The 12831-nt window shown below is 55.5% G+C and carries 11 protein-coding genes; 7 read left to right on the plus strand and 4 right to left on the minus strand.

Annotated elements, in window-relative coordinates:
* Positions 1–95: 95 nt before the first annotated feature.
* Together F0Q32_RS19980 and pgl are read left to right on the plus strand one after the other, a co-directional pair.
* Entirely contained in the window at positions 96–980 is an 885-nt protein-coding gene (locus F0Q32_RS19980) for a LysR substrate-binding domain-containing protein (protein WP_149464462.1), read from the plus strand.
* A gap of 198 nt (positions 981–1178) precedes the next feature.
* Positions 1179–2174 carry a 6-phosphogluconolactonase gene (pgl, locus tag F0Q32_RS19985; RefSeq protein WP_149464463.1) on the plus strand — a complete coding sequence of 332 codons (996 nt, stop codon included), beginning with the start codon at positions 1179–1181 and terminating at the stop codon, positions 2172–2174.
* Positions 2175–2266: 92 nt separating this feature from the next.
* Here pgl and F0Q32_RS19990 read toward each other — a convergent pair whose 3' ends face one another.
* From F0Q32_RS19990 to bioA, 3 genes are all read right to left on the minus strand, one after another.
* Entirely contained in the window at positions 2267–3550 is a 1284-nt protein-coding gene (locus F0Q32_RS19990; RefSeq protein ID WP_149464464.1) for a putative acyl-CoA thioester hydrolase, read from the minus strand.
* Between the two features lie 166 nt (positions 3551–3716).
* Positions 3717–4193, minus strand: coding sequence for a kinase inhibitor (locus F0Q32_RS19995; protein ID WP_149464465.1), 477 nt, complete (start codon positions 4191–4193; stop codon positions 3717–3719).
* A 69-nt stretch (positions 4194–4262) separates the two neighbouring features.
* On the minus strand, positions 4263–5552 hold the full coding sequence (bioA, locus tag F0Q32_RS20000) for an adenosylmethionine--8-amino-7-oxononanoate transaminase (protein WP_149464466.1): 1290 nt from the start codon (positions 5550–5552) through the stop codon (positions 4263–4265).
* Positions 5553–5636: 84 nt separating this feature from the next.
* On the opposite strand from bioA, the gene bioB reads away from it, so the two are divergent.
* The 4 genes from bioB to bioD are packed head-to-tail and all read left to right on the plus strand — an operon-like array spanning position 5637 to position 9261.
* Positions 5637–6677 (plus strand): biotin synthase BioB, encoded by a 1041-nt coding sequence (gene bioB / locus F0Q32_RS20005; RefSeq protein WP_015965267.1) that lies wholly within the window; start codon positions 5637–5639, stop codon positions 6675–6677.
* Complete coding sequence (gene bioF, locus F0Q32_RS20010; RefSeq protein ID WP_149464467.1) at positions 6674–7831, plus strand: 8-amino-7-oxononanoate synthase; 1158 nt, start codon at positions 6674–6676, stop codon at positions 7829–7831. Before bioB ends, bioF begins: the two co-directional genes overlap by 4 nt.
* Positions 7815–8570, plus strand: coding sequence for a malonyl-ACP O-methyltransferase BioC (bioC, locus tag F0Q32_RS20015; protein WP_149464468.1), 756 nt, complete (start codon positions 7815–7817; stop codon positions 8568–8570). The genes bioF and bioC overlap by 17 nt, the downstream gene beginning before the upstream one ends.
* Entirely contained in the window at positions 8563–9261 is a 699-nt protein-coding gene (gene bioD, locus F0Q32_RS20020; protein WP_149464469.1) for a dethiobiotin synthase, read from the plus strand. The genes bioC and bioD overlap by 8 nt, the downstream gene beginning before the upstream one ends.
* On the opposite strand, the gene F0Q32_RS20025 is transcribed toward bioD, so the two are convergent.
* The gene (locus tag F0Q32_RS20025) at positions 9227–9949 is read right to left on the minus strand and encodes an ABC transporter ATP-binding protein (RefSeq protein ID WP_149464470.1); all 723 of its coding nucleotides are present in this window, start codon (positions 9947–9949) and stop codon (positions 9227–9229) included. The two genes, bioD and F0Q32_RS20025, sit on opposite strands and share 35 nt — an antisense overlap.
* Before the next feature lie 749 nt (positions 9950–10698).
* On the opposite strand from F0Q32_RS20025, the gene uvrB reads away from it, so the two are divergent.
* On the plus strand, positions 10699–12720 hold the full coding sequence (gene uvrB / locus F0Q32_RS20030; protein ID WP_149464471.1) for an excinuclease ABC subunit UvrB: 2022 nt from the start codon (positions 10699–10701) through the stop codon (positions 12718–12720).
* The last annotated feature ends 111 nt before the right edge of the window (positions 12721–12831 follow it).

Here is a 12831-nt window from a genome sequence, read left to right on the forward strand (position 1 = left end):
TAACGCCATTGTTATGCCAAAGAGAGATATCATCAATTGCATCATTGATGCTAAATTGATAATAAAATTCATATCAATTTATCAGGTACCCACTGATGCAGTTTCGACTCATGCGCCACTTTATAACCGTTGCGGAAGAGCTACACATGCACCGCGCCGCCGAACGTTTAAACATGGCGCAGCCTGCCCTGAGTCAGCAAATCAAAACGCTGGAAGAACGTCTGGGCGTCACACTTTTTCATCGTGCGAATCGACGCTTAACGCTAACGCCAGCAGGGGCGGCATTCCTGGAGAAATCAAAAGTTGCCTTACAGATGGTGGATCAGGCCATTCTCGATGCCCGTCAAACGGCCCGTGGGGAGCAAGGTATTCTAAATCTTGGCTGCGTATCTAGCGCGATTCTTGACGGAAAGCTGCCCGCGGTTTTACGCAAAATACACACGCAATGGCCGAATATCTCCCTTTCGCTGACCACGGGAAATGTACAAACGCTTTACACCGCACTGCAAAGTAATCAGCTTGATGTAGCCATCATTCGCGCACCGATACCTCTGCTGCCCGAGACGCTGCAATGTCAGCCCTTTACGTCAGAGAAAACGGTGCTTGCGCTACCTCGCCAACATCCGCTCTCCGGTTCAGCAGCGCTTACGCTCGCCTCTCTTGTCGAGGATAAGTGGATAACGTTGCGCGATCCTGAAGGGATTGGTCTGGAGCAATATTTTTATGATGCCTGCTGTCATGCAGGGTTTCTGCCGAAAGTAGCGCAGTACGCAACTGAAGTTTCCACGGTCATCAGTTTAGTCTCTGCCGGATTTGGTATTGCTCTCTTACCCGCTTCAGCCACCGCAGTGCATCTTGATAACGTGGTTTACATTGACATTATTGATAGGCTGGCAGATACCGAGCTGTGCCTGGTCTGCCACCGGGTCGTTCGCTCAGCGGTGTTAAAAAAGTTCCTTGCAACACTTCAACACCCGTAAGAGAGGGGAGCTCGCGTTAATAAGAACGAAGGGCCTATACTTTTAAACTTACTCAAAGCTGAAGAAATGATGTGCTAAATTATTGATTTGCTTGTAGCGTTATGTTGAGTTGTAGTGCTCATTGTCGCGTGAAATTTGTGCTTCGATATTTGTTAACCTATTGAGGTAGAGTGGATTTCCATTTTCTGAGGTGTAGTCATGAAACAAACCGTTTATACCGCCAGCCCCGAAAGCCAGCAGATCCACGTCTGGTCGCTGGGCCATGATGGCAACCTGACGCTGGTTCAGGTGGTGGATGTACCGGGTCAGGTACAGCCGATGGTGGTAAGTCCTGATAAACGTTATCTCTATGTGGGCGTACGCCCGGAATTTCGTGTACTGGCCTATCGCATTGCGCCGGACGATGGTGCATTGACCTATACCGCTGAAGCGCCTCTGCCGGGCAGCCCGACGCATATTTCCACCGATCGTCAGGGGCAGTTTGTCTTCAGTGGCTCCTATAACGCAGGTTGTGTCAGCGTGACGCGTCTGGAACACGGTATTCCGCGTGAAACGGTAGACGTTGTTGAAGGGCTGGAAGGCTGCCACTCGGCGAATATCTCCCCGGATAATCGTACGCTGTGGGTTCCGGCGCTGAAGCAGGATCGCATCTGCCTGTTTACGCTGAGTGACGACGGGCATCTGGTTGCGCAGGATCCTGCGGAAGTGACCACGGTGGAAGGAGCGGGCCCGCGCCATCTGGTGTTCCATCCGAATCAACAGTACGCCTACTGCGTGAACGAACTTAACAGCTCGGTTGATGTGTGGGAGCTGAAAGATCCGTATGGCAAAATTGAGTGCGTGCAGACGCTGGATATGATGCCGCCTGATTTCTCCGATACCCGCTGGGCGGCAGATATCCACATTACGCCGGACGGTCGTCATCTCTACGCCTGCGACCGCACGTCCAGTCTGATTACTGTTTTCAGCGTCTCTGAAGATGGCAGCGTGCTGGCAGTAGAAGGTTTCCAGCCGACGGAAACCCAGCCGCGCGGTTTTAATATTGACCATAGTGGTAAATATGTCATTGCCGCCGGGCAGAAATCGCACCATATCGCGGTGTATGAAATTAAAGGCGAGCAGGGGCTACTGGAAGAGAAGGGCCGTTATGCGGTCGGGCAGGGGCCAATGTGGGTGGTGGTTAACGCCTACTAAGCATTGAGTTGATGCTGAAAACAAAAAACCTCGCCGCGGCGAGGTTTTTTCGTTGTAGGCCTGATAAGCGTAGCGCATCAGGCAATTTACACTTACTGCTTCGGCTCTGCCAGAACCGTACTTCCCACGCCGCGGTTGTTGTATTCCCACATGCGGTTGAAGCTACGGTCGTTCAGGTCACGCTGTACATTCCCTTTATCGTCTTTCGCGCCGGTATTACCTGCGAATGGACGTTTAGAGATTGCCGCGTCGGCCCACGGTTTCGCCATGTTGAAGCCTTCGTTAATGACGCTGTCGCGAATAACGACCTGGCCGTTGGTGTTGCCATCGACGTCCAGAGAGCGGCCCAGTTGTGCAACGTTATCGCCGGACGCAGTAAAGCGACTGTTGATAGCCAGGAAACCGTAGTAGATGTTTGCCTGGGTTGCCGGCGCGAAGACGTAGCCTTCCTGCTGAGTACGAGAGTTCACCACGCGGAAGTCGGTGTTATCGAACACCACGGCGCCACGGCCAGAAACGATGTCCACATCCCCTTCGAGGTAGCTGTTGCTCACCAACGTGCGGGTCTGACGATCGTTTTGCAGGCGGTTGTTGACGCTGCTGTTGGTCACAAAGAAGGTGTTCTGGCGACCCAGAATGTTCACCTTATTGATTTGCACCTGATCGCCATCGGTGCGCAGAGCGACTGCCTGATGCGTACCGGCATCAACGCTGTCGCCAAGGTTATTTTCAATGGTCAGGTTCTGCAGTTGCAGACCGTTGTTTTGCGACCAGAATACCGCTGAACACATCACGCCAATGGTTGCGCTACGTTTGCTCTGGCAGTTGTCATACATATACCAGGACGGTTTGCCCGGCATATATTTTCCGGCCGGATTGACCAGATGACGCCAGGCGGCAGGGGCCATTTCGGAGTCGATCGCCAGGCCAATTTTCACGTCGAGCGGTTTTTCACCCGTACCGTACAGCGTCACGCTGCCCGGAGCGGCAGGAACATAAACGGTGCCCTGATACTCGCCCGGCAGAATCGCAATGTACTGACGCTTGCTGCTGTGACGCGCAATGGCGGCATCGACGGCAGCCTGGATGGAGGTGTGCGTTACGCCCTGCTGGCCTGCTGCGCCAACCACAAAGTCAGGTTGTGCCGGGGTGCTAATCGAAGACGGCGACCAGGTCGCGCCATTAGGATCCAGGGCAGTGAAGTAACGCGCGGCAACGAAGTTTTGCGCTTCATCTGCGGATAAAACCGGACGGGATGACGTCCCCGGTGCGGCCTGTTCAGACGGGCGTTGATCCGCAGGGGTTGAGCTGCAAGCAGTCAGTGTCACGCCGAAAGCCAATGCCAGCGCCAGACGGGAAACCGATAAAGTGTTCATGTTGCTCCAGGCTAGTTAAGTAAAAGGGTTCCATTTAAACCAGCCTTTTTATACTAAGTTGAGCGAAACGGGAAGATGCGCTGCATAAAAAAGCGCAGTGACTGATGTAAAAGGTTTTTTAGACAGGATTAGGGCCGGAATGCAGCGATACATTCCGGCAAGCCCACTAGCTGAACAGGGCTGTTATTGAGGCGCTGCCGAGCGTATGAAAATGGACATTAAAGCCAACCATCGCGCCGCTGGCGTCTTCGTCGACGTCGATACGTTCCACATCCAGCGCATGGACGGTAAAGATATAGCGGTGAGTTTCCCCTTTCGGCGGCGCGGCACCGCCGTAGCCCGCTTTGCCGAAATCGGTGCGGGTCTGGACTGCGCCTTCCGGCAGAGCGGCAATACCTGAGCCTGCGCCCTGCGGCAGTACCCGCGTATCGGCAGGCAAATTCGCTACCACCCAGTGCCACCAGCCGGAACCGGTCGGCGCATCGGGGTCAAAACAGGTCACAACAAAGCTTTTAGTACCCGCCGGAACCTCATCCCAGGCCAGATGCGGAGAGAGATTGTCACCTTCATAGCCCATGCCATTAAACACCTGACGCTGCGGCAGTTTTTCGCCATCATGCAGATCATGACTGACTAAAATCATCGTTGCCTCCTTCCTTTAATTTACTGATTAATAAGCAGTATAGCGGGCAAGAGGCAAGCTTACCGTGTCTTAATCGATAAAAAATGTGTCCGTTTCAAGCGCTTCACAGACTGCGCGCGTCAGGCGGCTGAGTTGTTCTGCGGAAATGATATACGGCGGCATCAGGTAGATGAGCTTGCCAAAGGGGCGAATCCACACGCCTTGTTCGACAAAGAAACGTTGCAGCGCGGCCATATTCACCGGCTTGCGAGTTTCCACGACGCCAATCGCGCCCAATACGCGAACATCCGCCACTTGCGCCATGTTTTTCGCTGGAGCAAGTTCACGACATAGCTGTTGTTCGATAGCCGCAACCTGCTGCTGCCATTCCCCGCTCTCCAGAATCGCCAGGCTCTCTGTCGCCACCGCGCAGGCCAGCGGATTACCCATAAAGGTTGGGCCATGCATAAAGCAGCCCGCTTCGCCGTTGCTGATGGTTTCAGCCACCAGCCGGGTGGTGAGCGCGGCGGAAAGGGTCATGGTACCGCCAGTGATCGCTTTCCCAAGGCAGAGAATATCAGGCGTAATACCCGCATGTTCGCAAGCAAAGAGTTTGCCCGTGCGGCCAAACCCGGTCGCGATTTCATCGGCAATCAACAGAATGCCTTCCCGGTCACACATCTTACGAATGCGTTTCAGCCACTCAGGATGATACATGCGCATCCCGCCCGCGCCCTGAACAATCGGTTCAAGGATCACCGCCGCAATTTCATGACGATGCGCGGCCATCAGGCGGGCAAATGCCACTATGTCACGCTCATCCCATTCCCCGTCAAAGCGGCTGTTTGGTGCTGGCGCGAACAGGTTTTCCGGCAGGTAGCCTTTCCACAGGCTGTGCATGGAGTTGTCCGGGTCGCAGACCGACATCGCGCCGAAGGTATCGCCGTGATAACCGTTGCGGAAAGTCAGGAAACGCTGGCGCGGCTCGCCTTTGGCCTGCCAGTACTGCAATGCCATTTTCATGGCGACTTCCACCGCGACGGAGCCGGAGTCGGCGAGGAAAACGCATTCCAGTGATGCTGGGGTCATCGCCACCAGCTTGCGGCATAGCGCCACTGCGCTGGGATGGGTAATGCCGCCGAACATCACGTGCGACATCTGGTCAATCTGCGCTTTCATCGCCGCATTCAGACGCGGGTGATTGTAGCCGTGGATGGCGGCCCACCACGACGACATGCCGTCAACCAGCTGTTCGCCGCTCGCCAGTTGTAACTCGCAGCCGTGTGCGGAAACCACCGGATATACGGGAAGCGGGGCGCTCATGGAAGTGTAGGGGTGCCAGATATGCTGCTGATCGAAGGCGAGATCGTCCGTTGTCATAATTGACTTGTAAACCATTTTGAAAAGTTTTAGGTTTACGAGTATAAACCGATCCGAAAATTAACAAAACCCCTGGAGAAGCCAATGGCTAACCCTTTACGCTGGACAATGTCGCAGGTCACCGAACTTTTTGAGAAACCTTTGCTTGATTTGCTGTTTGAAGCGCAGCAGATCCATCGCCAGCATTTCGACCCACGCCAGGTGCAGGTCAGCACCCTGTTGTCGATTAAAACCGGCGCATGCCCGGAAGATTGCAAATACTGCCCGCAAAGCTCGCGCTATAAAACCGGGCTGGAGAGCGAGCGCCTGATGGAAGTGGAGCAGGTGCTGGATTCGGCCCGCAAGGCGAAGCTTGCCGGTTCTACCCGTTTCTGCATGGGCGCGGCGTGGAAAAACCCGCACGAGCGCGATATGCCTTACCTTGAACAAATGGTGCAGGGCGTGAAGGAGATGGGCCTGGAAGCCTGTATGACGCTCGGTACTTTGTCCGACACGCAGGCGCAGCGCCTGGCTTCGGCGGGGCTCGATTACTACAACCACAACCTGGACACCTCGCCAGAATTCTACGGCAATATCATCACCACCCGCAGCTATCAGGAACGCCTCGATACGCTGGATAAAGTGCGTGATGCCGGCATCAAAGTCTGTTCCGGCGGGATTGTTGGCCTTGGCGAAACGGTCACCGATCGCGCGGGGCTGCTGCTGCAACTGGCGAACCTGCCGACGCCGCCGGAAAGTGTACCCATCAACATGCTGGTGAAGGTGAAGGGCACGCCGCTTGCGGATAACGAGGACGTTGATGCCTTTGATTTCATTCGCACTATCGCCGTGGCGCGCATCATGATGCCGACCTCGCACGTGCGACTGTCCGCCGGTCGCGAGCAGATGAACGAACAAACTCAGGCGATGTGCTTTATGGCCGGGGCCAACTCGATTTTCTACGGCTGCAAACTGCTGACGACGCCGAACCCGGAAGAAGATAAAGACCTGCAGTTGTTCCGCAAGCTGGGCCTCAACCCGGAACAAACCACCGTTACCGCGGGCGATAACGAACAGCAGCAGCGTCTGGAGCAGGCGCTGATGACCCCGGATACCGAAACGTATTACAACGCGGCGGCGGTATGAGCTGGCAGCAACGCATCGATAGCGCGTTAGCACAACGGCGTGAGGCAGATGCCTTGCGTCGTCGTGTACCGCTGGCGCAGGGCGCCGGACGCTGGCTGGAGTACGAAGGTCAGCGCTATCGCAATTTCTCGAGTAACGACTATCTGGGGATGAGCCAGCATCCGCAAGTGATCCGCGCCTGGCAACAGGGCGCGGAACAGTACGGTACAGGCAGCGGCGGCTCGGGCCACGTCACCGGATTCAGTCACGCCCATCGCGACCTGGAAACCGAACTCGCCCAGTGGTTGGGCTACCCGCGTGCGCTGCTGTTTATCTCCGGATTTGCCGCCAATCAGGCGGTGATCGCCGCGATGATGAGTGATAAAGACAGGATCGTTGCCGATCGTTTAAGCCATGCCTCGCTACTGGAAGCCGCCGCGTTAAGCCCGGCGGCGTTGCGCCGTTTTCAGCACAACGACAGCCAGCATCTGACGCGGTTGCTGAGCAGCCCCAATGAAGGGCAACAACTGGTCGTCACCGAAGGTGTCTTCAGCATGGACGGCGATAGTGCGCCGTTGGCAAACGTCGCAGAGGCGACAACGCAGGCAGGCGCGTGGTTGATGGTGGATGACGCGCATGGTATCGGTGTGAAGGGCGCGCAGGGGCGGGGAAGTTGTTGGCAACAGGGCGTGCGTCCTGAATTGCTGGTAGTGACCTTTGGTAAAGCCTTTGGCCTGAGCGGGGCGGCAGTGCTGTGTAGCGAATCGCTGGCCGATTATCTGCTGCAGTTTGCCCGTCATCTGATTTACAGCACCTCGATGCCTCCGGCGCAGGCCGTGGCGCTGCGGGCATCTCTTGACGTGATTCGCAGCGATGAAGGCGATGAGCGGCGGGAAGTCCTGGCGCAACATATCGCGCATTTTCGCGCGGGGGCGCAAGGGCTGGACTATCAACTCACGCCATCTGACAGCGCTATTCAGCCGCTGATTGTCGGCGAGAACGCGCGTACGCTCTCCCTGGCGACAACGCTGCGTGAAAAAGGCTGTTGGGTGACGGCAATCCGCCCACCTACCGTACCCGCCGGAACCGCGCGTTTACGCTTAACGCTGACGGCGGCGCACAGGCGAGAAGATATTGACACACTGCTGGAGGTGCTACATGGCGTCCGTGAATAAACAGGCTGTGGCGGCGGCTTTCGGCCGGGCGGCGGCGCAGTATCACCAGTTTAACGAACTTCAGCGCCAGAGCGCGGCGCATCTGCTCGAACAACTCCCGGCGCGGGCGTTTGCCCGTGTGCTGGACGCAGGCTGCGGCCCCGGTAGCTATAGCCGCTACTGGCGTGATCGGGGGAGCGAAGTGACCGCGCTGGATCTCTCCGCTGATATGCTTGCGCAGGCGCGCCAGCAGCAGGCGGCACAGCACTACTTGCTGGCGGATATCGAAGCCATTCCCTTGCCTGATGCCGGGTTTGACCTGGTGTGGAGCAATCTTGCTGTGCAGTGGTGCAGCGATATCCGCATTGCGCTGGCCGAGCTTTATCGCCAGTTGCGCCCCGGTGGCGTACTGGCCTTCACCACGCTGACCGCCGGATCGTTACCCGAGCTGAATCAGGCCTGGCAGGCCGTGGATGCGCATCCCCATGCGAACCGTTTTCTGCCGGAAGAGACGCTACGACAGGCGCAGGCGAGCTGGCCCCAGCACAGTAGCGCACGCTCGATGACTCTGCTGTTTCCCGATGCCCTGAGCGCGATGCGCTCTCTGAAGGGGATCGGCGCGACGCATCTGCATGAAGGTCGGGCGCGCGAGCCGTTAACCCGCAGCAAACTACAGCAGTTGCAACTGGCATGGCCAAAAATTCAGGGGCAATGCCCGCTGACCTACCATCTTTTTTCTGGAGTCATTACTCGTGATTGAACGTTATTTTGTTACCGGCACCGACACGGAAGTGGGGAAAACGGTGGCCAGCACGGCGCTGCTACAGGCCGCTCGGGCACTCGGATACCGGACGGCAGGCTACAAACCCGTCGCCTCTGGCAGTGACGAAACGCCTGATGGGCTGCGCAACAGCGATGCGCTGGCATTGCAGCTCAATAGCGTGCTGCCGCTGGCGTACGAGCGGGTGAACCCGTACACCTTCGCTGAGCCCACGTCGCCACACATTATCAGCGAGGTGGAACAGCGCCCGATTGAGGCTGATGTGATGTCGGCGGGTCTTCGCACGCTGGAAGCGCAGGCGGATTGGGTGTTAGTGGAAGGTGCGGGCGGTTGGTATACGCCGCTGTCGCCCCATCTGACGTTCGCGGATTGGGTGCAACGCGAGCAGTTGCCGGTGATTCTGGTGGTCGGAATGAAACTGGGCTGCATCAACCATGCACTCCTGACCGTGCAGGCCGTTAAGCAGGCTGGTCTGCGACTGGCGGGATGGATAGCCAACGATATCGAGCAGCCTGGAAAGCGTCACCAGCCTTATCTGGCGACGCTGCAACGGATGATTGACGCGCCGATGCTGGGCGAAATCCCCTGGCTGGGAGCGACGCCGGCAGAGCACGACTCTGGACAGTATCTTGACCTCACAGCCCTGTCTCAGGTGTCATCCACGCTTTAATCATCTGTTCATCCAGTTGCGCCACATCGCCCTGGGCCACGTTTCTGCCGCGATGCAGCAGGCAGAAACGGTCCGCCACCCGCTGAATAAACGGTAGCTGTTGTTCCGCCAGCAATATCGTCAACCCAATCTCCCGATTCAGGCGCAGAAGCATATCCCCCAGCCGGTGCATAAACGCGTGGCCCACGCCGCGTGTGGGCTCATCCAGAATCAGCAACTGTGGCTGCGTGACCATTGCACAGGCGACCGCCAGTTGATAACGGTCGTCCTCCGTGAGAGCGGAGCCCTTAAGTTGCCTGAGCGCATATAGAGATGGGAAGAGCGCGTAAATTTCCGGGCCCACCGTGCCGCTGCTTTCACCTGCCGCCTTGAGAGCAATCAGCAAATTCTCTTCCACGCTAAGCTGCGAAAAAATGCGTTTATCCTGAGGGACATAACCGATCCCAAGCGTGGTGCGCCGCACGGGTGAAAGGGGCATTAAATCGCAGGGCGGCGAGCCGGTTTGTTGCCAAATCATGCTCCCGCTTTCAATGGGTTGATGGCCGGTAATACAGTTCACCAGCGTGGTCTTCCCCGTTCCGGGAAGACCGATTAAACAGGTGCACTTGCCGGAAGTCAGTTCGAGGTCGATGTTCCAGAGCGTGTGCTGGTTTCCGTAGAAATGATTGACTGCATGCAAACTTAACATCGTGTTCTCCTCAAGCCCAGGGACAGGGTCACGAAAGAAGGTTGCAATTACCTTGCCAGAACGGATTTTCCTCAGCATGACGGCTGATTTTTAAGAATTAACCTAAGGAATAGGGATGAGTCGGAGAGCGTGGAATGCACGGCACTGGCGCAATAATCAGCGACGATTGGGCGAAATTTATACGAAACTGTGAGGGCTGTCACGCAGAATCCTCATGATGATTTTCGCTGATAAAAATCAAAAATTAACGATAAAAAAATTTTACCCGTCGCTTTTAAGTCGATCGACGTAAGCGCCCGAGTGACAGGGGATAGGGGCTCCAGACACTTATCCACTATTCCTGTGGATAACCTTGTGCATTAGAGTTAGAAAACCTGCGGAAGGCGAGAGAATACGCGGCTTGCCAGTAAATTGATGCGAAACGCGGCTTTTCAATCTTTTCTTTTATTATCAGTAAGATGAATAAAAGCAATGGCTGGGGTTGGCGCGCGACTCACTGACATAAAAGTTTAATGACACATATTGACAAATGTTAAAACAGAAAAAGTTCTGGGGATAACCTCTTCCGGGAGTTTTTTTATCCTGCCAGAGCGCAAATTTCAGCCACTACGCATCGATTCAGAACGACGTAACAGCAATACCATAATGCGCCACTGTTTTTATATCCAGTGTTTTTTGTTGGCAAATTTAGCGCTGGGGAGTAGAATTAATCACCTGCCCGATCAACCCGCCACCAGGTAGCTTTGTTCATGAGTAAACCGTTCAAATTACATTCGGCTTTCCAACCCTCTGGCGACCAGCCTGACGCTATCGCGCGCCTGAAAGAAGGGCTGGAAGATGGTCTCGCGCATCAAACGCTATTGGGGGTAACCGGCTCGGGGAAAACCTTCACTGTGGCCAATGTCATTGCCGATCTCCAGCGCCCGACAATGGTACTTGCGCCAAACAAAACGCTGGCAGCGCAGCTTTATGGCGAGATGAAAGAGTTTTTCCCCGAAAACGCCGTTGAATTTTTCGTCTCCTACTACGATTACTATCAGCCGGAAGCCTACGTCCCAAGCTCAGATACCTTCATCGAGAAAGATGCCTCGGTGAACGAACACATTGAGCAGATGCGTCTGTCGGCGACCAAAGCCTTGCTTGAGCGTCGTGATGTCATCGTGGTGGCTTCCGTGTCGGCAATTTACGGGTTGGGCGACCCGGATCTCTACCTGAAAATGATGCTGCATCTGACGGTCGGCATGATTATCGACCAGCGCGCCATCCTGCGTCGTCTGGCTGAGCTGCAATACGCGCGCAACGATCAGGCATTTCAGCGTGGTACTTTCCGCGTGCGCGGCGAAGTCATCGACATCTTCCCGGCGGAATCAGAAGACCTGGCACTGCGCGTTGAACTGTTTGATGAAGAAGTCGAGCGCCTGTCGCTGTTTGACCCCTTGACGGGCCACGTTGAGGGAACCATTCAGCGTTTTACGGTGTACCCGAAAACGCACTACGTCACCCCACGCGAGCGCATCGTGCAGGCGATGGAAGAGATCAAAGACGAGCTGGTTGACCGTCGTAAAGTGCTGCTGGAAAACAACAAACTGCTTGAAGAGCAGCGGTTGAGTCAACGCACGCAGTTTGACCTCGAAATGATGAATGAACTGGGCTACTGCTCGGGCATTGAAAACTATTCACGCTATCTTTCTGGTCGCGGGCCGGGCGAGCCGCCGCCGACGCTGTTTGACTACCTTCCGGCGGACGGCCTGCTGGTCATTGATGAATCCCACGTGACCATCCCGCAAATTGGCGGCATGTATCGCGGAGACCGGGCACGTAAAGAGACATTGGTGGAGTACGGTTTCCGTCTGCCCTCGGCCCTTGATAACCGTCCGCTGAAGTTTGAAGAATTTGAGGCGCTCGCGCCGCAAACGATTTACGTGTCTGCGACGCCGGGGAATTACGAGCTTGAGAAATCCGGCGATGAAGTTATCGATCAGGTAGTGCGTCCGACTGGTCTGCTTGATCCGATTATTGAAGTGCGCCCGGTAGCAACGCAGGTGGATGATCTGCTATCAGAAATACGCGTGCGCACTGCCATTAACGAGCGCGTGCTGGTCACCACGCTGACCAAGCGGATGGCGGAAGATCTCACCGAGTATCTTGAAGAGCACGGTGAGCGCGTTCGCTATCTGCACTCGGATATCGACACCGTTGAACGTATGGAAATCATTCGCGATCTGCGCCTTGGCGAGTTCGATGTGCTGGTGGGCATTAACCTGTTGCGAGAAGGTCTCGATATGCCTGAAGTGTCGCTGGTCGCGATTCTGGATGCCGATAAAGAGGGCTTTCTGCGTTCCGAGCGTTCGCTTATTCAGACCATCGGTCGCGCCGCGCGTAACATCAACGGTAAGGCGATTCTGTACGGCGATAAAATTACGCCATCAATGGCGAAGGCTATTGGTGAAACTGAACGTCGTCGCGAGAAACAGCAGCGCTATAACGAAGAACACGGCATTGTTCCGCAGGGCCTGAACAAGAAAGTGGTCGATATTCTGGCGCTGGGTGAGGGGCTTGCGAAAACCAAAGGTAAAGGTCGCGGTAAGTCTCGCGGTGCTGCGCAAATTGTTGAAGCGGATCAGGTCTTGACGCCAAAAGCATTGCAGCAGCAAATTCAATCTCTGGAGGCGCAAATGTTGCAGCATGCGCAGAATCTGGAGTTTGAAGAAGCCGCCGAGATCCGCGATAAACTTCATCAGCTACGTGAATTGTTTATCGCGGCGTCATAATCTCTAAAAATTGAGGCTGGCATCACACATGGCAATGCCAGCCTTAATGTTCGCTTAATATCCAACACGGATAATATCCTCATCAACAAGAGGATAGCGCCATGTCTAATC

Source organism: Pseudocitrobacter sp. 73, assembly GCF_008369545.1.
GTDB lineage: Bacteria > Pseudomonadota > Gammaproteobacteria > Enterobacterales > Enterobacteriaceae > Pseudocitrobacter > Pseudocitrobacter vendiensis.

What these genes read in the sequence shown, in the direction of transcription:
- bioC (WP_149464468.1), top strand. Translation starts at nt 7,815, where the DNA reads ATGGCGTCCGTGAATAAACAGGCTGTGGCGGCGGCTTTCGGCCGGGCG.
- F0Q32_RS19980 (WP_149464462.1), top strand. Translation starts at nt 96, where the DNA reads ATGCAGTTTCGACTCATGCGCCACTTTATAACCGTTGCGGAAGAGCTA.
- F0Q32_RS19990 (WP_149464464.1), bottom strand. Translation starts at nt 3,550, where the DNA reads ATGAACACTTTATCGGTTTCCCGTCTGGCGCTGGCATTGGCTTTCGGC.
- uvrB (WP_149464471.1), top strand. Translation starts at nt 10,699, where the DNA reads ATGAGTAAACCGTTCAAATTACATTCGGCTTTCCAACCCTCTGGCGAC.
- bioA (WP_149464466.1), bottom strand. Translation starts at nt 5,552, where the DNA reads ATGACAACGGACGATCTCGCCTTCGATCAGCAGCATATCTGGCACCCC.
- bioB (WP_015965267.1), top strand. Translation starts at nt 5,637, where the DNA reads ATGGCTAACCCTTTACGCTGGACAATGTCGCAGGTCACCGAACTTTTT.
- F0Q32_RS20025 (WP_149464470.1), bottom strand. Translation starts at nt 9,949, where the DNA reads ATGTTAAGTTTGCATGCAGTCAATCATTTCTACGGAAACCAGCACACG.
- F0Q32_RS19995 (WP_149464465.1), bottom strand. Translation starts at nt 4,193, where the DNA reads ATGATTTTAGTCAGTCATGATCTGCATGATGGCGAAAAACTGCCGCAG.
- bioF (WP_149464467.1), top strand. Translation starts at nt 6,674, where the DNA reads ATGAGCTGGCAGCAACGCATCGATAGCGCGTTAGCACAACGGCGTGAG.
- pgl (WP_149464463.1), top strand. Translation starts at nt 1,179, where the DNA reads ATGAAACAAACCGTTTATACCGCCAGCCCCGAAAGCCAGCAGATCCAC.